The sequence below is a fragment of the Pantoea sp. EABMAA-21 genome (assembly GCF_030053335.1).
In the GTDB taxonomy this organism is placed as follows: Bacteria; Pseudomonadota; Gammaproteobacteria; order Enterobacterales; family Enterobacteriaceae; genus Pantoea; species Pantoea communis.
On the sequence record NZ_JASGBX010000010.1, the window covers coordinates 56757 to 77634 of the forward strand.

At 48.9% G+C, this 20878-nt stretch carries 19 protein-coding genes; 10 read left to right on the plus strand and 9 right to left on the minus strand.

What is annotated here, in order from left to right; all coding sequences use genetic code 11:
- The first annotated feature begins 26 nt into the window (after positions 1–26).
- Positions 27–905, plus strand: a complete 879-nt coding sequence (locus QMZ65_RS15480) for an AEC family transporter (RefSeq protein ID WP_283216280.1) — start codon at positions 27–29, stop codon at positions 903–905.
- A 120-nt stretch (positions 906–1025) separates the two neighbouring features.
- A complete protein-coding gene (locus QMZ65_RS15485; RefSeq protein WP_283216281.1) occupies positions 1026–1445 on the plus strand; it encodes a bleomycin resistance protein in 420 nt (139 codons plus the stop codon).
- Between the two features lie 310 nt (positions 1446–1755).
- Here the strand turns inward: QMZ65_RS15485 and QMZ65_RS15490 are convergent, their stop codons facing one another.
- A complete protein-coding gene (locus QMZ65_RS15490; RefSeq protein WP_283216282.1) occupies positions 1756–2736 on the minus strand; it encodes an Abi family protein in 981 nt (326 codons plus the stop codon).
- 1096 nt (positions 2737–3832) lie between these two features.
- Here QMZ65_RS15490 and QMZ65_RS15495 point away from each other — a divergent pair.
- Together QMZ65_RS15495 and QMZ65_RS15500 are read left to right on the plus strand one after the other, a co-directional pair.
- The gene (locus QMZ65_RS15495; protein WP_283216283.1) at positions 3833–4318 is read left to right on the plus strand and encodes an SbmA/BacA-like family transporter; all 486 of its coding nucleotides are present in this window, start codon (positions 3833–3835) and stop codon (positions 4316–4318) included.
- Positions 4319–4536: 218 nt separating this feature from the next.
- On the plus strand, positions 4537–4701 hold the full coding sequence (locus QMZ65_RS15500; RefSeq protein WP_283216284.1) for a hypothetical protein: 165 nt from the start codon (positions 4537–4539) through the stop codon (positions 4699–4701).
- A gap of 253 nt (positions 4702–4954) precedes the next feature.
- On the opposite strand, the gene QMZ65_RS15505 is transcribed toward QMZ65_RS15500, so the two are convergent.
- Together QMZ65_RS15505 and QMZ65_RS15510 are read right to left on the minus strand one after the other, a co-directional pair.
- Complete coding sequence (locus QMZ65_RS15505) at positions 4955–7078, minus strand: KAP family P-loop NTPase fold protein (RefSeq protein ID WP_283216285.1); 2124 nt, start codon at positions 7076–7078, stop codon at positions 4955–4957.
- A gap of 1179 nt (positions 7079–8257) precedes the next feature.
- Positions 8258–9577 carry an LLM class flavin-dependent oxidoreductase gene (locus tag QMZ65_RS15510; protein ID WP_283216286.1) on the minus strand — a complete coding sequence of 440 codons (1320 nt, stop codon included), beginning with the start codon at positions 9575–9577 and terminating at the stop codon, positions 8258–8260.
- Between the two features lie 152 nt (positions 9578–9729).
- On the opposite strand from QMZ65_RS15510, the gene QMZ65_RS25270 reads away from it, so the two are divergent.
- A complete protein-coding gene (locus QMZ65_RS25270; protein ID WP_313374128.1) occupies positions 9730–9930 on the plus strand; it encodes a helix-turn-helix domain-containing protein in 201 nt (66 codons plus the stop codon).
- Positions 9931–9963: 33 nt separating this feature from the next.
- Positions 9964–10629 carry a LysR substrate-binding domain-containing protein gene (locus tag QMZ65_RS15515; RefSeq protein WP_313374126.1) on the plus strand — a complete coding sequence of 222 codons (666 nt, stop codon included), beginning with the start codon at positions 9964–9966 and terminating at the stop codon, positions 10627–10629.
- Positions 10630–10696: 67 nt separating this feature from the next.
- Here the strand turns inward: QMZ65_RS15515 and QMZ65_RS15520 are convergent, their stop codons facing one another.
- Complete coding sequence (locus QMZ65_RS15520; protein WP_283216287.1) at positions 10697–10885, minus strand: hypothetical protein; 189 nt, start codon at positions 10883–10885, stop codon at positions 10697–10699.
- A gap of 246 nt (positions 10886–11131) precedes the next feature.
- Between QMZ65_RS15520 and QMZ65_RS15525 the strand changes: the two genes are divergently transcribed.
- The gene (locus QMZ65_RS15525; protein WP_283216288.1) at positions 11132–11737 is read left to right on the plus strand and encodes a hypothetical protein; all 606 of its coding nucleotides are present in this window, start codon (positions 11132–11134) and stop codon (positions 11735–11737) included.
- A gap of 59 nt (positions 11738–11796) precedes the next feature.
- Positions 11797–12414 (plus strand): class I SAM-dependent methyltransferase, encoded by a 618-nt coding sequence (locus QMZ65_RS15530; RefSeq protein ID WP_283216289.1) that lies wholly within the window; start codon positions 11797–11799, stop codon positions 12412–12414.
- Here QMZ65_RS15530 and QMZ65_RS15535 read toward each other — a convergent pair.
- The 3 genes from QMZ65_RS15535 to QMZ65_RS15545 all read right to left on the minus strand — a co-directional run bounded on the left by QMZ65_RS15535 (position 12411) and on the right by QMZ65_RS15545 (position 16049).
- Positions 12411–12710 (minus strand): helix-turn-helix domain-containing protein, encoded by a 300-nt coding sequence (locus QMZ65_RS15535; protein ID WP_034830328.1) that lies wholly within the window; start codon positions 12708–12710, stop codon positions 12411–12413. The two genes, QMZ65_RS15530 and QMZ65_RS15535, sit on opposite strands and share 4 nt — an antisense overlap.
- Positions 12711–12954: 244 nt before the next feature.
- On the minus strand, positions 12955–14856 hold the full coding sequence (locus QMZ65_RS15540; RefSeq protein WP_283216290.1) for an acyltransferase family protein: 1902 nt from the start codon (positions 14854–14856) through the stop codon (positions 12955–12957).
- A 290-nt stretch (positions 14857–15146) separates the two neighbouring features.
- The gene (locus QMZ65_RS15545; RefSeq protein ID WP_283216291.1) at positions 15147–16049 is read right to left on the minus strand and encodes a lipid kinase; all 903 of its coding nucleotides are present in this window, start codon (positions 16047–16049) and stop codon (positions 15147–15149) included.
- A gap of 218 nt (positions 16050–16267) precedes the next feature.
- Between QMZ65_RS15545 and QMZ65_RS15550 the strand changes: the two genes are divergently transcribed.
- Together QMZ65_RS15550 and QMZ65_RS15555 are read left to right on the plus strand one after the other, a co-directional pair.
- Complete coding sequence (locus tag QMZ65_RS15550; protein ID WP_200680658.1) at positions 16268–17017, plus strand: YoaK family protein; 750 nt, start codon at positions 16268–16270, stop codon at positions 17015–17017.
- A 75-nt stretch (positions 17018–17092) separates the two neighbouring features.
- The gene (locus QMZ65_RS15555) at positions 17093–17722 is read left to right on the plus strand and encodes a LysE family translocator (RefSeq protein ID WP_283216292.1); all 630 of its coding nucleotides are present in this window, start codon (positions 17093–17095) and stop codon (positions 17720–17722) included.
- 38 nt (positions 17723–17760) lie between these two features.
- Here QMZ65_RS15555 and QMZ65_RS15560 read toward each other — a convergent pair whose 3' ends face one another.
- Together QMZ65_RS15560 and QMZ65_RS15565 are read right to left on the minus strand one after the other, a co-directional pair.
- On the minus strand, positions 17761–18219 hold the full coding sequence (locus QMZ65_RS15560; RefSeq protein ID WP_097118821.1) for a hypothetical protein: 459 nt from the start codon (positions 18217–18219) through the stop codon (positions 17761–17763).
- A gap of 185 nt (positions 18220–18404) precedes the next feature.
- The gene (locus QMZ65_RS15565; RefSeq protein WP_283216293.1) at positions 18405–20594 is read right to left on the minus strand and encodes a TonB-dependent siderophore receptor; all 2190 of its coding nucleotides are present in this window, start codon (positions 20592–20594) and stop codon (positions 18405–18407) included.
- Positions 20595–20878 lie beyond the last annotated feature (284 nt).

Here is a 20878-nt window from a genome sequence, read left to right on the forward strand (position 1 = left end):
GTCGACACGCTAATCAGGGACGTTTCGTGACGATTTTCTTTCCGCTTATCTATCTGTTTGCCGGATGGTTGCTGGGCAAAACCGCCTGGGATTGCAAAACGGCTGCGTCATGGATATTGACGCGCATCGCTATTCCCATCGTGATCATTTTTAATATATCGACCCGCTTCCACAGCATGAGCACCATTATTGTTGCCACCGCGATATGCATGATGGTGCTGTTGCTGGCAGGTCGCTATGTTTTCACTGATCCCATTAAAAACCTGTGTTTCAGCTATCTCAATATCGGCTGGCTGGGTCTGCCCGTTGCTAGCGTGTTATTCGGCAATGATGCTGCGACTATTATTATTGCCGCCTACGTCGGCAGCTCAATAGTCGGAAACTCGCTGGGTGCAGGCATGCTCTCCGGCGAGAGATTTAATCCAATCGCGTTGATGCGCACCCCGCCCGTCGTCGCTCTGATGATCGGCGCAGCATTGATTCCATTCAGTAATCAAGTGGCTCAATACTTCGATAGCCTGTATCAAATTGCCAAATTTATGATGAGTTTTCTTGGCATGGCCGTGTTGGGCATCTGGCTTTCAAAGACGACAATATCGATGCGCGATTTTCGACTCGAACTGCGTCCGTTTATCACTCGCTCAATAGTTTTTGCTGTGCTGATTTCGTTGCTGCTGCTAATAGCCAATCAGTTCAACGCACCACTTATTACGCAAAATCCAGCAACGCTTTATCTCTTCTGTCTGCTTCCCCCGGCAGCCAATATTATCGTGCTAGAGACGCATTATCTGGGCACCGGAAATTCAGCGCGGGCGATTTCATGTGGGACTTGTATCAGCATCGTCGCGATAGCGCTTTATTCGGGTGCTTTTTTGGGTGGCAGAGCGTTAGGGATATGGGGTTGAAGAGATGTTTAAGCGGGTTAACCTGATGCTCTTTAGCCACTCATTTATCGTTTGTCGCGACATGAGCAAAAAGTTTCGCGGCATCAGCTTTAGGTCGTGCAATTTAAAAGGACATAAGCAATGACAGTTCAGCATGAACCCTACTGGAACCGAATGGTGCCCGAACTGACCGTGACCGACTTTACTGCCTCACTGCATTTTTACACTGAAGTATTGGGATTCCAGATTATGGTCAGACGAAGCGACCCCGAATTTGCTTACATCAACCTCGGCGAAGCACAGTTGATGCTTGAGCAGTTTCACGCCGAAGGCTGGAATACCGCAGAACTCGTCAAACCGCTGGGGCGTGGCGTGAATTTCCAGATAGAAGTGGATGATATTGCGTGTGTGCTGGCGCGGGTGAGGAAAAGTGGCGTGCCACTGTATCGGGAGCTGCGTGAAAACACTTATCGGATTGGAGATAAAACTGCTTGTCAGAGAGAGTTTCTTGTTCAGGATCCGGATGGCTATCTTTTGCGTTTTTGTCAGTTTGTTGAGTGAGGGTGAATGTGGATGTTGGGGGCGGTTTTTTGAGTGATGGCTTCCTGAGGCTGGGGGGCGCTTTGAGCGATCTGCGGGCATTGCTAACAGCGTTTTGTGTCAATTAACTGGGAGCATGTCAGACGGGCCGATAAGTTTCGCCGAACTGCCGAATAGGCGTTTCGGGCCTGAGGTTGGGGTCTGATGGCATACCTTCTTATAATTGGCAGGTTACCGGGTCGGTTATGCTGTTGCCTGTTACGATTTCACAGTGAAATAATGGCTGCGTCCAAAGCCATTGAGTAAGCCACGGGTTTGACCACTGGGTGATTTAGGCATCCTGCTGGAGTGGATCATTATCCGCCTGAACAAATCCAAGAGCATCGCCGAATCGAATCCTGGGAAATCCTGTTTTCGGGACACCCATCGACGTAAAAGAACAGCCTGGCATATTAGGTTTGGTGTCAAAATGGTCAGCGACCAGGCGGATCCATTTTGAACCAGGTCCGATCATTCTGACCAGATACCAGATGATGCAAATCGCACTGTAAAGTCGTTCATTAATGCCCCCTTCAATACGCAATTTATTAAAGAAGGCGTTCTGGGGAATCTGAACGGGCGGATGCTTACGGTTCCAGATGCGGGAGTGGTGCGCGCAGCGGTTGCGTAGTAAGTTCAGGCACTGCAGCCACTTTGAGAACATCTGCTTATTATCAAGCCCCATCCTTTTGACGATTTTTGCCTGCATGCCGCCGTTCAGCATTGCATAGTATTTTGACATCTGGCCAAAATCCCATGTTTCTACAGCGACCCAGAAAGGGATTTCTTTGTTCTCGCGCAGGTGCCAGACGATACAATCATCGCGGCTGTCCTTTATCTTCTGCTCCTGCTTGGACAGCCATTTATCAAAGGTACTTGTGCCCGAATCGTTTAGGAAACGCTGATTGATGAAGGCCGGATTTTTATAACCTAGCGGGTCATTGCGTCCGACTTCATGAGCAATGATCGAGCGAATGTGGATCTCAATACGCTCCAGCGCATCCATCATCAGCAGTCTGAGCTTTTTATCGAAAAGATACAGGTCATAAGCCTGCTCGAATGAGGTTCCTTTTAGAAAATCGTCGCTTCTGAAAGACAGGCCTTCATCATTTGTGCGGAGAATTCTTGAGGTGTACCAGAATCCTGATAACCGGTAATAGCCGACCTGAGACAACTTTCTCATCGCCCGGTCGTTATCCTGAACCAACATCCCACGGCTGAGCAGAAGGTCAAGTTGTTGGTCATATTCCTTATGCGGTTTGGCAGCAATCATTGCGGATTCATGGGTATCAGATAATAAAAGGCCCGACCGTGAGACTCACAGACACGTATGTCAGGAGAAACAGGGGATCGGGCTCTGTTGCGATAAAATTTACCTGATTTCTAAAACAAGTCAACGTGACATGTCACACACAGCTCTTAAAGCTAAGGCCTGAATAGGGTCTGATTCACTATATGTAGTATCAACCCACAGCGGATGACACAAAATATAGTGCGCGCAATATAGATCGGGACACATGAAAAAATTTTGGTTCAACTGGGCTTAAGTCAATTTACCCTCACGCTAAGGATGAGAAATTGTCTTAAGGGCAATGTCAGACCGACATTGAGGCTGTATAGGCCGGTGACGGCATTAACAGAACCGGCTAGCTACACGGTCCTACCACAAGAGGATCAGCAATGAAGAAGAAACTGAATACGGTCTGGCTGCTGCTGGCGGTAATTGTCGGACTGGGTGGGTCGATTGTCTGGCTGAACGTGCTGATCAATGATTGGAGTGAGTAATTTTACGACGCACTGGGTAAATTTGACGGGTCTCGCGTCTATGGTCTCGTGAACGAGTACTGCGTTTACATCCTCATATACATTGGCGTGTTTGTGTATCAGGACTGGTTTACACGGCTTCTACTCATTCGCTGACGCAAGGCTCTGACCTCAGAACTGTTGGATAGCTGGCTTGCTAAAAAAGCGTTTTACCGATGGCGCTTGCGGGAAAATTTTATAACCCCGGTCAGCGTATTACTTAGGACATCAATTTCTTCGTGGATAAAACTATCAGCCTGCTAGTGTCGTTCCTGATAACCAGCGCCCAGTTAGGCTCATTCGTGGTTATTCTGTGGAAGTTGTCCTGCGTGCAGACATTCACTCTTTTTGGTCAGGAGTGGGTCATTAAAGGTTATCTAGTATAGGTGGCGGTGGTTTATACGCTGGTGGGCAGCCTTGTAACGCATCTTATCGGTAAACGCCTTCACGAGCTCAACTACCAGAAACAAGGTGCTGAGGCCGATTTCAGTGCCTCATTGCTGAGTAAACATGATAACGCAGAGTAGATCGCGCTTTATCAGTTTGAATCTTGGGAGAAACAACAATTGCAGCGTGCATTCGGTTCCATTGTGCATAACTGGCTCGCGCTGATGAACGGAGAGCGCAATCTGGGTTTCTTCACGACAGGTTATAGTCTCATCAGCCTGATTGTCCCGGTGTTCGCTGCGCTGCCGCTCTGTATGGCTAAAACCATCACGCTTGGCGAACTGATGCAGGTCCGTTCTGCCTTCGGCCAAGTGCATGGTGCAATGAACTGGTTTATCCGGATGTATAAAGCCCTAGTTCAACTCTCGGCCAGTATTGAACGTCTAGAGCAGTTTCGACAGGCAATTGACGAGTGTCAGCAGGGTTACGCAGACAGCCCTCTTGCTCAGACAACGTTGGCGCGGGCGCTGACAGTTTCTACGTCACAGGGCGAGAGACTTCTGGACGGGGTCCATTTTAGCTTTGCTGCGGGTAGCTGGAACAAGCTTTTAGGGCGAAGCGGCATCGGAAAGTTCACACTGTTACGCATCCTGAGCGGGATCTAGCCATGGTTTGTGGGGAATGGCAGAGGCAGCAGGGTTAGAGTCTGTTGCTGCCGCAGAAAGCCTTTCTTGAGCAGGGAACGCTGAGGGAACTCATCTGCTATCCTGAACCTGCCAACAGCAATACCGCAGTACTGACACAATTGCTCGAAGAATGTTGACTGGGAGAGTGGGCAATCGGTCTCGATGCACAGCTGTGCTGGGAACACATCCTGTCTGGTGTGCAGAAACAGCGCCTGTCTTTTGCCCGCGCCATTTATCTGAGGCCTGACGTCCTCTGGCTCGACGAGGCCACCAGCAGCCTTGATGCACAGTCAGCCGATGAAATGCTCTCTCTCATTAAAGCCAAACTGCCAGACTGCACGGTTATCGCTGTGTCACACTAGGGCGAATGTGATAATCATTTCGAGACATAGTTGGAGCTTAAGCGAGCTGAGTATCTCGATTCTGACGTAAGGTACTTAACGTCCTTATTTTAACTGAATTGTTAAACGCCGGAAGCCATAGCCTCCGGCGTTTTAGTATCGGAAATACACAGTAGCTGCCATTAGCTGCTGGTTGGAGTAACAGCCACCTTTCTACACCTTTGCGGTAACCAAGAAATGGACAGTAAAATGATGAAATTCAGTCTGACGATAGCTACCAGATTTCACCTGAACTCCCATCTCTTAGGTAGTATTTCTTACCGTCAAGAATACTTTGAAATACAGCTTGAACATGAACAGGTTGTTCAGAAAAATCGGTTTTCATTATTCTTCTTCTGATGTCTTGGATGTTTATGATATCTCCCATGCTTTCTTCATCAATATGAACGTAAGGTCCATTTGATGAGTCACTTCCAGAGTTACCTATAATCTCTGCCAGCCTTATTAATCCATTATCATTATCGGTTATTGACGACAGTACATCGGATGCGAAAGATGTTGAGGACCTTTTTAATTCGTAAAAAATGTGTGATTCGAGGTGGTTGTCAACAAATGCTTTACTGATAAGAACTGTGGAGGCCATTTTTTGATAGATCTCCTCCAGTTCCTGTAACTGCTCTTCAGAAACCCATTGAAGGTCATGCTCTTTTTTACGAGCCTGATTTCGGGATTTATAAAGGATATCAGCAGCCAAAGGAGCATTTTCTGACCTACTGACAAGTTGTTTAATTAACTTGAATTTCTCCTCACTCTTTTCAATGAGTTGATTTGTTAGCCAATTCATCTTTTGATAAATATTTTTTGAAAGAAATCCGTAATTACTCTCAAGTGAATGTATGAGTTTATCAGAGAATAGAAATGCGTTATAAACAGATGTCAGCACCTCGAAACTATGCTCTTTACACTCGCTTGCGTAATTCGTCATCATTTCAAAAAACCTATCATCGGATTCATCACTTATTACGCGATCGAGGAATTCAGTTCTGTCAATGTGACCATTAATAAAATCGAGTATCTCTTGATCAGATAAATACCCAACTGGTGTAGTGTAATGGAATGCTACATGTAGCCTTTGTGGGGCTGAGACTCTTCCTGCAGAGTCATCATCTGAAACCCCATAGCTAGAAAAGCCACCACTTGACAGTAGTGGAAATATTTCACCAAGAAGCCCACATAAAAGGCCACGTTCTTTTTCGCCAAAGGATGCTAAATTTTTTTCTCGCTCTTCCTCATATGATTTTACAATGTCTTTAGGTTTATCCATCATAAGACCATCGTTTGAAAAACGTTTCCCTATATATGCTTCAGGTGTACTTTTAATATGTTCATAGACCATGTTAGACTTAGTGGCAAGGAGTGATAGTGCAAAAATATCAGAGAAGCAAACTTCACCTTCTACCTGTTCGAGTACAAACCTGAGATGATTGAAGCACCTTTTCAGTTCCCTGGGGTTTTTAATCAAATATTTAAAATAATTATGGTATATCCAACTCAATCTTTCTTGGTCGCTTTCAAATCTACCGGTCAGGTTCTTATCACTCAGGTTCTCGAATTCCAAGTTGGAAATTTCAGTCATTCCTCTATCAGAGATAACTGGTAACGGTACTCTGAGTTGTACTATCTTATTGATATATTCAGATGCATTAACGATATCGTTCTTACTCAGGACTGTCGCAAGATAGTTTGCATCAAATGCTAACAAAAATGCTGTCCCTGAGAAGTCTGCTACTGCTTTCACTAATCGCAAGACTTGGAATGTCTCAGATGGAGTTAATCTGTCTATGTCATCAATAATTACTATTATCGGACGTTTTATTTTTTTTAATGCATGGGCTACTTGTTTTTTCTTCCCTATAAGATCAAGTTTTTTTAAGTCGGAAATCTTCTTTGCAGCACTTCCAAAATTAGAGAATAGTTTTCCAAGTATTGAAGCCCATGGCTCTGTTCCTGGCACTAGCTTTGCCACATTGAATAAATGTGAATAGCCTATGAGTTCCTTAGATGCTTCTAATGCTAAATCTGACCCATCTTTAATATTAAGCTGCGAAGAAAACTGAAGTAAAAAGTCTTGAATTAATGACTCAGGTTTGCCAGCCAGCCATGGATTATATTCAATAATAATGGGGAAGAGCTTTTTTTCATTTAAAGCCCCCTTAACCAGATTTATCACAGAAGTTTTCCCATACCCCCACTCTCCTTCAAGAGATACTGTCAGGCAATCATCATCGTGGTTAAGTAAGAGTACATTCGCGAGATGGTTAGCAAAATTGAGCCTATTCAATAAATCAGGATCATTATGCCCACCATGTATCGGCTGATCGTTATGATATTTACCCATTTTTAGTCCATTCTAAAGAGTAGCTAGCCTAAGATGCCTGAATATTAAAGCATAGGTTACGAAACCGCACAACTTTCGATGGATCTTGGACGTATGTATTGTCAACACTTATTCAATTTCTCTGTTGCTGCACTACCAGACCCGCTGAATATTATATGTTTTTAGTGTGAAAAATCAGGAAATAAAAAGTAGGGGTATTCTAGTGTTAATTAAAGGAGCATGTTAAAACACGATATCAAGGTGATGTAAAATTACCTTGCGTTTGTGTGTGAAGTGTCTTACTCATTTTTGCCGGCACACAGTTCTTTCTTTATTCTAGGATTTTAAATAAAATACAGGATGATTCTGCATGCATCCTATATTTCCTTTTCCTTTAGAATTGCTTTATCAGTTATCTACCGCTGGGCATCAATTTTACAAACAAGCCCTATCTGGTTAAGGCCACTATCTGAGGACGGTGTGTAGGCTTTGTGGTTCTTTGCCATATAGCTGTTCATATGCTGGTTGTTCCGGCGTACCTTTAGACGAAATAGGAATTCTGATACCTGCTCCGTTTGTGAACAACAGCTGTCAAATTTGCTATGAACTTTTAGTCTGGCAGCACACCAGCCAGATGTAACTTCATTCCCAGCCCGCTAGTTTAGGGACATCGTTCACCTACCCATTCACAAGGGCATCAAAACTGGCAGCCAGCTGTGTTAAGCGAAATCATGTGCGTGATTTCAACCCTCATGTATACGGCTTGCGATCGTCGGCCAGTTCAACATCTGGGCTACCTTAGCGCCACACCTACATGGCCGATCAGGACTGGCGTTCAAGCTGCCGTCCGGTGGCGTTTTCTCTTTGTCTTCACTCGGTTGTTAAGGGATGAAATTAGATAATACAGTGGTTTAGGAAGTTTCCCTTTCATGGTGTTACAGCTATACGCTAATCATCACGTAAGCTCCGCCGAACTGCCACAAATCGCGTTCCGGGCATGCTACAGGAGTCTGATGGCGAAAGAATTAAACATTAACGAGTAAGGATGGTCCGCTATGAGCCATTGAACTCACAGCACAGAGCAGACATCCACAACAGCCAATGTTCGCAGTTCTGGCTCTGCGGACATTGCTAACAGCATTCAGTGTGAATAAATGGGGAGCAGGTCAGCACTGTTATCTTTTTACCCTCTGTTATCAATCAATATTTATTCAGTCCGAGGTGGTCCCGCAGATGGGTTCCTTCATATTCGGTACGAAAGATGCCTCGTCGTTGCAGTTCCGGCACTAGAAGTCCAGTTAATGCCTCTACCCCTGTTGGGAAATGAGTGGGCACAGCAAGGAATCCATCACAGGCATCGGCATCAAGCCAGGCTTGCATCTGATCGGCAACCGTGGCTGGGGAACCGATGGCTTTCAGATAACTGCCTTCCGCGAAGTAGCGGGCGGTTTCAAGGACGGAGAGATTTTTATCTCGGGAAATCGCCATAATTGCGTCCCGGTGCGATTTTCCCGCGTTCGATTCTGGCAGTTCTGGTACGAGTTCATTAAGGTCGAACTGGCGAAAATCTACCCCACCCGCCAGTGGTTTCAAATTACTTAGGGCAATGTCATCTGGAATCAGGGCTAACATTTGGTCGGCCAGCTCTCTGGCCTTCTGGTCTGTTTCGGCAATGATGGGAGTAAGCCCCACCAGGATTTTGATTGAATCGGGTGAGCGCCCGAACTCCTGAGCGCGCCGACGAATGTCATCACGAAATGCGCGCCCGCCTTCAATGGTGGATTGCAGTGTAAATACCACATCAGCCGTTCGTGCCGCCAGCGCCCGACCGGGCTCTGATGCGCCGGCCTGAAAAATAACAGGTCGCCCTTGTGGGCTGCGCCCCATCGGAAGTGGACCACGAACTTTAAAATGCGTCCCCTGGTGCTGAAGGAAATGCATCTTATCAACATCGAAGTAAACACCGCTCTGCTTATCCCGCGTGATAGCATCCTCGTCCCATGATTCCCAGAGGCCGTTAACAACGTCGACGAACTCTTCCGCCCTTCCATAGCGGTCTGCGTGACCCACATGGGCATCCAGGCCATAGTTTTGAGCTTCATCTTCGTTAAACGAAGTGACTAAATTCCATCCCGCGCGCCCCTTGCTAATAAAATCAAGCGTTGAGAACCGACGCGCAATGTTGAACGGTTCGTTAAACGTCGTCGTGGCTGTGGCAGCCAGACCCAATCGTGAGGTATGGGCTGCGAGAAGCGGCAGCACCATCGTAGGATCAAAGTGAATTGAACGAGGGTTAGCCGCACCGTATTTGTCACCCGCCAGGATGTCATTACTGCGACGCACGGCGGCCTGGTCTTCGAAAAAAATGGCATCCAGTTTGGCGGCTTCTGCAAGCTGTGCTGCGTGCACCAGATGGTCGATGTCCAGATCTATTTCAGGAATGGCGTCCGGCAATCTCCAGGCTCCGAGGTGATATCCCGGGAATAGGAACAAGGCTAAATGAAGCTTCTTTTGTGTCATAAACTCACCTCTTATTAGTACTGTGCGAAAGCGCGATCTCATCGCCTGGATGATTAGCCTGTGCATTGCCATGACAGTATGGGTAATTTAAGGTGTACTAATCCATCAGCATAAATGCACGTACCTGTTGCATAAAACTATACAGAGTCGCCATGAGTCCGTTTTCCCGTTTTGCAGCCTACTTTATGGAGGTTGCGCGCCATGGAAGTCTTCGAAAAGCAGCGGAAAGGCTGCACGTTTCCGCTTCAGCCATTAATCGGCAGATCCTCCAGGCGGAAGAAGATCTGGGTATACCTTTGTTTGAGCGACTGCCGGGAGGCATGCGTATGACAACGGCAGGTGAACTTCTCTAAACCGACCTACTCCGCTGGCAACGTGACTTTAACGTGACAAAACATAGATTTGATGAGATTAAGGGGCTCAGGCGCGGTAAGGTCAGTATCGGGCTGGTTCAGGCTTTGACGGAGGGCCAACTCTGTGACGAGATTTCTGCAATTGCTCAAGAGCATAGCTGGCTGGATCTCCAGCTAAATGTTGAAAGCAGCGCAGTAGTCACACAGCAGGTACGGGATTCCGAAATTGATTTTGGACTGATTCTCGACCCGGAAAGCCTTGTCGGACTTGAAGTGTTCGCCTTCGCAGAGATCGAGATGGGCATTGTTCTGCCGCCTCAGCACAGATTTAAGGATAATGTGGCGCTTTCCCTGTCTGACCTGAATGAAGAAAAGCATATTCTTCCAGGTAAATCACTGGTCGTTCACGAACGTGTCCGATCAATTTATGCCCATGCACGTCAGCTGCCTGAAACCGCTATCTCCTGCAATGATATCCGCCTGATTAAAGCGCTCATTGCGGGAGGAGCCGGCGTGAGTGTGCTGTGCTGGCTCGACGTCATGGAAGATGTCAAAGCGGGACGTTTACATTTTGTTCCTCTAAAGAACAGGCCGCTGCGTCCTCTGATTCTGGGGCTGTGCATTAACTCTACAAGACAGCTATCCCGGGCAGCTCATCACGTGATGAAGCGCCTGTCTGTTGTTATTGAGGCCTTATGACCTGCTCCACGCGGACTTCGCCTCGTCCGACGTTGCGTAGATCGCAATTTTTAACTTTTGCTGACCATCATTTAGCTAGCCTGATAACAAACGAGCCATCTTCTTTTTTGATTTTGGCTCCTCGTTCTGCCCAGCGATCCGCAAGTTCAAAAAATTCATCGGCACTGATGTTGAAATCCAGAACAACCTCCCTGAATTCGCCACTTTTCAACATCTCGTTCGCTTTTTTATAGGACTTTGCAGTTGCGCTTTTCATCGATTTTCTTCTCCGAAATTTGAGTGGGCGAATCTTGTTCAGTGCAGGATATCTCCGGTTGGTTCCTTAGTCGCAAAAAAAATGCGCCACCGGGCGCATTTTCATCCTTAGGATGACCCGCTACAGGCCCCCCTTCCCTTGCGAGTGCGCATTCCATTCTTTAATTTCGCAGTCAACCTGTCTATGTTAGTGAACATGTGCCGCATGCAACGGGCTCTGCATTAACACCCCAAAACGAGGTTAAGGATGATTTCACTGGGTTTTGTGTCAAAGAAAATGCTGACTAATTGGAGTGACGTTCCGCCCTACCTGCCTGATTTCCAGTTCCACGAAAAACACAGCGCGCTAATCCAAACCACCAGCCCGGAAAAGATCATGCCGCTTATCAAGGCCTTCGATCTTGAGCATGATGCGGTGATCCGGGCATTGATGTCGATACGACAGTTGCCGCGTAAACTGCAAAGAAAGGCCCCTGTATCCCAGGATGATCAATTCGGTCTGCAAACCTTCACGCTTCTTCACGCCTCTGATTTTGAACTTTGCTATGGGTTAAGAGGGGAGTTTTGGCGCGCCGACTTTGGTCTGGAAAACATTTCAGACGCTGAAGAGTATCAGCAGCCCGCGCGGCCGGGTGCTGCAAAGCTGTTGCTGCGCTATCAAGTTAATATCATTAATGACAGCCAGTCCGAACTTATTACGGAAACGTTCATCCACTGCCCCGACAAAGCCTCTCACTTTAAGATGGCAACTTATTGGCTGGCGATAAGAGCGGGAAGTGGTTTGATTCGGCGCAGAACGTTGAGCGCCGTTAAGCGTGAGCTAGAAAAAAATTCAGATAAGGAAGCGATATGATTTCGCAAGAGAATGCTGAGCATTATGATTCCCCCCTCCACCTCACATGAAGCCAAATCATGAATCACGAGAAAGAAGCTGAACATATTATTGATCTGTATCGGGAAGGTGCCGAAGTCTGGGATAACTACCGCATTAAGCACTTCATCGAGCAGCACTGGTTGGCGCGTTTTCTGGATCTGATTCCTGCTGGCGGTGAGATCCTGGATGTGGGCTGCGGTGCAGGTATTCCAATTGCGCAGTACTTTTTACAGCAGCAATTTAAGGTCACGGGAGTAGATGCATCCGAGCCGATGATCACCCGCTGTCGTGAACGGTTCCCACAGGCGCAGTGGCATGTTGCCGATATGCGCACGCTGGCACTTGAGAAGACTTTTAACGGCATCATCGCATGGGACAGCTTCTTCCACCTGACGCGCGATAACCAACGCACGATGTTTCCACGTTTTGCTCAGCATGCCCAGGTTGGCGCGGCATTAATGTTCACCAGCGGGCACGGCGACGGCGAAGCAATGGGCACTTTCCTTGACCGTCCGCTCTATCATGCCAGTCTGGATCACGATGAATTCCGCCAACTGCTGTCGGATAACGGTTTCAACGTGGTTAATCAGATCACCGAAGATGCCACCTGCGGTGGCAGAACGGTGTGGCTGGCTCAGAAAAACGAAACTGCTTAAAGCGCGAAATCCACGTGCTGGCCGCCAGGCATATTTACGCCAATCGTTAATTGCCCGCCCAGCGCCTCAACATAACGCTTTAAGGTGGCAATTTTCAGGTCTTCGCCGCGCGCTTCAATTGCTGCAACTGACGGTTGAGCGATACCCATGGCTTCCGCTTGTTGCTTTTGCGTTTTTTGCAGCGCCTCGCGTAACTTATAAAGTTGGGAGTCCAGGCGCATTGCCACCACTTTATCATTGACCTGAACGAGCTCCTCAGGCGTTAAATCCGCCATCAGGTCTTCTAACGTTTTCATTTTTTAGCCCTTAGTTCGTTGCCTAAAACACTCCACACCATTCATCCTTATAGATTAGAGTCTATACAAGGATATATATATTACAATCTATATTGAGCCATTCCTGACTCATTAGCAGTCAAGTGTTATAAACGAGAGCCCGCTTCATTATTTCTGAGTATTTTTGTCGCGTTGTTGCAAAAAATTTAGATGCATATCTAAAAACATATTTATTTACAACACTTTAGTAGGGTTGATTAACAAATCACCGCCCCTCAATGATCCCCCACATCCCTGCAAACACCCCGCTCAGACTTTTGTTCCCCACTTCCGAAAGGTGATTGTCGTCGCGATACAGCGGCACATTCTCTCTGGCTCCGTAGCAGTAACGGCTGTCACACAATCCCTGCGAGGCATCCAGCAAGGTGATGTTAGGTGAGAGCGCCACGATCTTGTTGAGCATTGCCAGCGCGTCCTGATGACGTAATTGATACTCAGCGCGAGATTGCTGAATGGTCAGCACTTTGCCGCGCATCGCATCGCGTGACATGCGATAAATCACGTCATAACCGAATTCCGGCACCGGCGTCATGATAAAGACGCGATGATGGCTGGCGAGCTGTTTCACTGCGGCGCCAAAATGCTGTTGGTAGGCGGCAACAGAACTGCCGTCCTGCCTGAAGCTATAGGTCGGTGCGCTGCTGCCGCTGCCATATTCGCCGTGCAGATAAAACGACATGCGATTGATGATCAATACCGATGCGTTGGGGTATTTGCGTTCAATATCAGCCATTGCCGCTTTTACAAAGCCACCGCAATCAGGGCTGGCGCTGCGTTGAATATCCGGCACTGAAGGACAGCCAGACTGTGCGATGAACACCACGCCATCCTGCGTTCCCGCGCTGGCCACAATCGAGGACAACATGGCGGCGGCGTGGCTATCACCCAGCACCACCAGATTCACCCTTCTGGCATCGCCAAATACGCACTGTGGTGATGTGATGCCGCTAAGTACAAAGCAATTTTTAGCCAGCGCAAAGCGTTGCTGTGAATAGTGATCGATTGAGGCCACCACGGCGGGCGGGCGCGAAGGGATTCCCGCCCTCGCAACGATCGTCACACCGAACAACATCACCACAGCAGCCTGTCCCAGCGCGATAAAGGTTTTCCGGCTGAACCAGCTTTGCCTGTTCTCAACCCAGACGTAAGAAGCCCAACCGGCAGCCAGTGACAGTAGGATCAGTAATACCTGGCTGACGAACGTGACCGGCCAGTCCGCCAGATGCCAGAACACCCACAAGGGCCAATGCCATAAATAGATCGAATAAGACGTTTTACCGATGTGCTGCATCACGCGATGATTTAACCACCGACTGTTCTGTACCCCCGCATGAAGGATCAGCGCGGTGAACATCACCGGTATCAACGTCATGATGCCGGGCCACGCGATATTCTCATCAAATTTCAGCGCACACAAAATCAGCGCCAGAATACTCAGTGGTGGAACCCACCCCTGCCCGCTCAGTCGTGTTTTAAGTGCCAGATAAACTAATCCGCCAACCAGCATTTCCCACGCGCGGGTGGGCAACAAATAATAGGTGGCGGTGAGATGATAATCAGCAGCAACCATCGCCAGCACCAGGCCAAACGACAACAGCGCCGCTATGCTCATCACCCAGGCAAATTGCTGGCGCAGGAAACGCGCGGTGAACATCAACGCCAAAGGTAATAACAAATAAAACTGCCACTCAACGCTTAACGACCAGGTATGCAGCAACCATTTATATACCGATCCGGTATCAAAATAACCGCCCTGTTTGAAATAGACCACATTGGATATAAAGCTGAGGCTGGAGACCGCATGCTCCGCCATGCGTTGATACTCGTCTGGCGGCATCAGGAAATAACCCATCAACATTAATATTGCGCACAGCACCATTAATGGCGGGATAATTCGCCTGCAGCGCGCGGCATAGAAAGCCATCAGTGAAAATTTCTGATGATTAAGTCGCGAGAGAATAATTCCCGTCATTAAATAACCAGAAATAACAAAGAACACATCCACACCGAGGAATCCCCCACTCACCTGGGTAAAACCAAAGTGGTAGAGGATGACTAACATAACCGCATAGGCACGCAGCCCGTTTATGTCAGAGCGGAAATTCATTGGGATGATCCCTGAAAGAGGTTTTCAGGATAATGTAAAGATTGTGATAAGGCGCGGCAATCGATGAAAGGTCTGTCATTTCATCGCCATCATACGAGAAATGGAACTGTGCACCCGATGATTTATCTCAAGGTGATCGAATGACACCTCGAATTATCATCAGGTTGTCAGAGGTAAAAAGAGGAACACCTTAACGAACTGATTATTGACTTAAATGAAATGAGTTCTGGATATTCAGAATAGTGGCACACTCTCATCAGCCGATATTAACGTTCCAGCATAGTGAATTGTTAAGGTTTATCTGGTGCTAATACCGAAATCGCCCCCTCAATTAAACGATAGTGCGCAGGCGTGCGGCCAATAATTTCCCCATCAGCATTAATGTCATGCGTACGCCGGGTGTGCAGGCTAAATTGAGTGCCGCTCAGCGTACGCACGCTGCCCCAGCGACCATGCGTGCCACGGCGCAAGTAAGGAAAAAGCGCCAGAATTTGCCACCAGTGGCGCACTTCGAGGCTATAAGCATCCAGACGACCATCATCGGGTGCAGCATCCTTCTCTATCGTCATCCCACCGCCGTAAAAACGGCCGTTGCCCACCGAAAACTGCACCGTTTTAATCGCTTCCTGCTGGCCATCATAATGCAGCATGGCGCTGAACGGACGGCTTTGCCGCAGCAGGCGTAAAGCCGCAAGCGCATAACCCGCTGTGCCCCACTTTTTCTTGGCTGCTGCGGTGAGATTTCGCGCAAGGCTGGCAGAAAACCCAACGCTGGACACGTTCAAAAACAGGTGACCATTAACTTCACCCAGATCGATACGCCGCGTATGCCCTGCGACGATGATGTTTATCGCTGCATCCAGATTAAAAGGAATGCCTAACGTACGGGCAAAGTCATTCGCCGTGCCGAGCGGTAAAATGCCCAGCGGCAAGCGGGATTGCATCAGCCCTGGTGCCGCCGCATTCAGCGTGCCATCGCCGCCGCCCACAATCACCACATCCACCTGATGCTGATGCGCCAGAATCAATTCACTGTAACTGCGTTCATCATCTTCGTGCGGGGTAATCAGGGAATAGCCTGCAGCCGATAATTGCTGATGCGCCAAATCCGCCCACTGCGCACCGCGACGTGCCCGACGATTGACCAGCAGTAGCGCGCGCCGCTGCTCAGGTTGAACACCAGAAATGGTCATTGTGATATTTCTCTGAAATTAAAAACATCAGGCGAAAGTAAACAGAGATAACGCAACTGGCAATCTTCCTTAGATATCTTTACACCCATAATAGGATTTTTCTATATCTGAAAGTTATTAAGATCCTCTTAAGATTTTTGTGCTTCACTTATTCACTGGCGAACACCAGATTTGACGCATTGCGTTATCACAATACTCTCCATGAGCAAGGGTGAATTATGCTGATAAAACTGAAGCGAACCAGAACACACGTTGAAGATCGTAATCTCGCCCTGTGCCTTGCCACATCAGCAGGATTATTGAACGCCATGGCGTTAGCCGCCTTTGGCTTTTTTCCCTCACATATGTCCGGTAACATCGCGCAAATATCCAGCGATTTGAATGAGATGGATATTCGCAACCTCAAGGTATTTATCGCCATGATCGGCGCCTTTGTCACGGGCGCGGTTGTCGCGAGGATTTCGGTGGTGCTTGGGGTGATTAATGGGCTTCGCACCATATTTAGCTGCATTCTGCTGGTGGAAGGTGTGCTGTTAATTTTGACGTCACTGTTCGAAATCTATTATTTCTCATCGAATAATAACGGCGAAATATTGCTGCTGCTTGCTTTCTTAATGGGTGTACATAACTCCACCTCGACTCAACTTTCCAACGGTCGTGTTCGTTCTACCCATATTACCGGCACGCTGACAGATGCAGGCATTTCAATCGGTTCGGTATTTGTTGCGTTATTACGTCGCGATCCTTCCAAAAATATTCGTGCTTTTAAGCAGCAACTGAATACCCATCTGGTGACCATCTTCTCCTTCCTCACCGGTGGCATTGTCGGCCTGCTGATCTTCAATGCGTTAGGCTTTGGATCGCTGATTGGCCCCGGATTGATTCTGGTGGTGATTGCCACGCTATCGATTGTTTTCACGCTTTATAAAGTGAAAAGTCGCAGCTACGCCAAAGCGATCCCTTCTTAAGACGGAATCAGCAGTAGTCATTCTGCGATGCAGGCGATATAACAAAAGCAGAACAATCTCATCGCAGAGGACGACATGGCGCTTTCACACGAATTGATTCTGATCTACACCACCTATTTTGTTGCCACCGCCAGCCCTGGCCCGAGCAATATGGCGATTATGGGCACGGCAATGAAGAAAGGACGCGGTGCCGCACTGGCGCTGGCAAGTGGTGTGATCAGCGGTTCGATGATGTGGGCGCTGCTGGCAGCCTGCGGCGTGTTAACCGTACTGGCAACCTTTGCTCAGCTCTTGATTGTGCTGAAAATCGGCGGTGGCTTATATCTGCTGTGGCTGGCCTATAAGGCGGGTAAATCGGCTTTACGCCGTCCTGATGCGAATAAATTCAGCGCCAACGGCGATAAAGTCGCCTTTGCCAGGCTGTTTCGTCAGGGGATTTTGATGCACGTCGGTAATCCCAAGGCGATTTTGACCTGGGTGGCGATCATGTCGGTGGCACTGAAACCGGATGCAGCGACTTCAACCTTACCGATGATCATCGCCGGTTGTGCCACAATCTGCGTGCTGGTGTTTTGCGGCTATGCCGTGCTGTTCTCCACTGCGGTGATGGCGGCATTTTATCGCCGTATCCGCCGTGGGCTGGATGCGCTGCTGGCCTGCTGCTTCGCCGTTGCGGGATTGAAACTGGTGTTTAGCCGGAATTAAACGGGGGCGGTGCTGGCAAGCGCAGCACCGCTTGCAAATCAGGAGTTGTTTGGCGCAGCGGCCTGGGTTTCGCTAAAGGTCGGCTTCTGACGCGTCACCGAATAAACCACGTTCTTTGGGCCTTTGGTGTCGGTGGTCACATCCACCGATGCGATGGTCACCTTGCCAAAACCAAACAGCGTCTGCACGTAACCACCGACCTGGTGTTTGCCTTCACTGACGCGGATCTCTTTATTCTCGCCTTTTTGCAGCAGCCCGGCATCCTGACCATCTACCGTCACGTAAACGGAAGACCCGTCATCGGTACGCGTGATCAGATGAGAAACGTTGATCACGGTCGGGCCGCTATCAAACTGGGAAGGAATGTTGTCATTCTCGATGGGCGCCGCTGCTGGAGCGTCAGCTTGCGCGGTAGCGTTGCTGTCTGCGGCGTGACGTGCACAACCGGTAAGCATGAGTGCGGCCGTCAGAGCGGCCAAAGTGAAACGCGAAAACATCGTGACGAAAAACCTTTTGCTAAATGAGAAGCGATCATTTTAGCGTGCCTCGCGGAGTGATGACAGTCACACAAATCCAGTATTATCCGAAAACCTGTCTCCAGGTGTTTCATCTGCAGGAACACAGCACGGAATGCAAATGGATAAAACCAGGGCGCCCGCAAGGACGCCCTGCCTTATCACGCTTACCAGCTGTAGCTGACAGACGCCACAATCGAACGACCACTGCCGTAGAAGCACGCGCTGGTGTTGCTGCAGGAGGCAACATAGTGCTTGTCGGCCACGTTGTTCACGTTCAGCTGCAGCGTGGTGCCACGCAGTGAATTCGCCGCTTCGCCCAGCTCATATTTCGCCATCACGTCATACAACGTGTAGTGTGGAACCTTGTCCTGACCGATGGAATCCGCCCAGGCCGTGCCGGTGTAACGCACGCCGCTACCGAGCGTCAGTCCGTTCAGCGCACCATCAAGGAAGCTGTAGCTACCCCAGGCAGATGCGGCATGACGCGGAATGCTGGAAGGCGTTTTGCCAACCTGCGCCGCGGTGTTGCTCTCTTTGGTTTCTGCATCGGTAAAGGTATAAGCCGCCATCACCTTAATTTCGGGGGTAATTTGCGCGTGCGCTTCCGTCTCGATACCTTTGGACTTCACCTTACCGATCTGCTCGTTGTAACCCAGTTCGCTGTTGTAAGAGGTGATGTTTTTCTGCGTGATATCAAACGCGGAAACGGTGAACACTGCATCCCAACCCACTGGCTGATATTTGATACCGATCTCCGTCTGTTCACCCGTAGTCGGTGCGAACGGATCGCTACCCGGCGCCCCGGTGCTCAGGTTCGGTTCGAACGAGGTGCTGTAGCTGACATACGGCGACAGGCCATTATCGAAGGCGTACAACAGACCGGCACGGCCGGTGAACTTGCTGTCATTTTGCTGGGTGGAGGTGTTCTCAATGCGATCCTGCGTGCGCACTTCTGACCAGTCCTGGCGACCGGACAGCAGCAGATTCCATTGATTCCATTCCAGCTGATCCTGCAAATACACGCCAACCTGATCGAGCTTTTTGCGCGTGCTGGTGTTCAACGCCAGATCGCTCTCATTGATCGTCACGCTGGTCGGATTCGCCCAGTCGAGAATGTACTGATCACCGCTGTCGCGCCACAGTTTGTTATCGACATCGCTCCATTTGTAATCCAGCCCGCCCAGCACGGTATGCGCAACGTTGCCAGTATCGAAGGTCGCTTTCACCTGGTTATCAATACCCAGTTCTTTGGACTTAATTTTGTCATGCTGTGGGCGACGGTTGATCTGATGGTCACTGCCATCCACATCGAAGGTATAGACCAGGTATTTGTACGACTCATCCATGTTGCTGTAACGCATATTCTGCGTGAAGCTGATGTTGTCGTTGAAGTTGTGCTCGAAGATGTAGCCAACCGAAGTCTGCTCGCGTTTCGCTTCGTTAAAGCTCGGATCGCTGACGTTGAAATCGTAAGGAATGTAGCCCGCGCTGGTGTTAAACAGCGTGCCGTTGGCAGGCAGGAAGTTACGATATCCGGCCTTTGGCTCGTTTTGATACATGGTCAGCAAGGTGAAACTGGTGTCCGCGTTTGGCAGCCAGGTCAGCGCGGGGGCAATCGCCATGCGCTGCTGTTTGTTATCTTTCACGAACTCATGTTTGGTGCTGGCAATACCGTTCAGACGATAAAACAGCGTGTTGTCGTCATTCAGTTTGCCGCCGAAATCAAACGCCGCTTCGCCCAGATGCTGATTACCGGTGCTGAGCTGAACTTTATGAATGCTCTGCGCGGTTGGGCGCTTGCTGGTCATCGCGATGACACCGCCGGGGTTCACCTGGCCGTACAACACCGATGCCGGGCCATGAATCATCTCCACACGCTCCAGCAACCATGGGTCGATCTGTCCTGCCGCGCCAGCCTGGCCGGATAAGCCATAGCTCAAGCCATCGAGGAATTTCGGTGCATAGCGGAAACCACGCGCGATGATTTCATCGTTACGGTTCGAGTTGCCACGGTAGTTGGTCAGCACGCCGCTGGTGTAGCTCAGAGCATCCGCTACCGACGGCGCTGCCTGATCGTCCATCTGCTCACGCGTAATCACCGAAATCGATTGCGGGGTTTTACGCAGTGGCGTTGAGGTTTTGGTACCTGCAGCGCTCTCTTTCGCCACATAGCCTTGCAGTGGAGACGTCACGCTTTCACGCGCATCTGCATTCACGGTGATGGTCTCTTCTGCCGCGACGCTGAAAGTGGCAGGCGCCACCAGCAGAATTGAGGCCAGTGACAGGTGGAGACGGGAGAATCTGAACGGAAGTGCCACAGCAGGTATTGCTAAATTTTTTGCTTTAACGGACATAGTTGCCATCTCTATTTCAAACTGCCTTGTCGAAGAAATAATCCGTCCATTCCCCTCCACCCAACGGCGAAAGCTGTAACGGATTGAAATATAACTTCCTCTCGCAAAACGCGGCCCTGAATCCCCCTTAAAAGCCTATTTCAGAATAATCATCTGAAAAATAGGGGATTTATTCGGCGCAAAAATAATATTGCAAATGTAAATCGTTATCAATAGCATTTGCATTACGTTTGTTAATGTAAAGTCTTTGAAGAAAATGTGGAGAGAGATTGCAGGATGTTTCT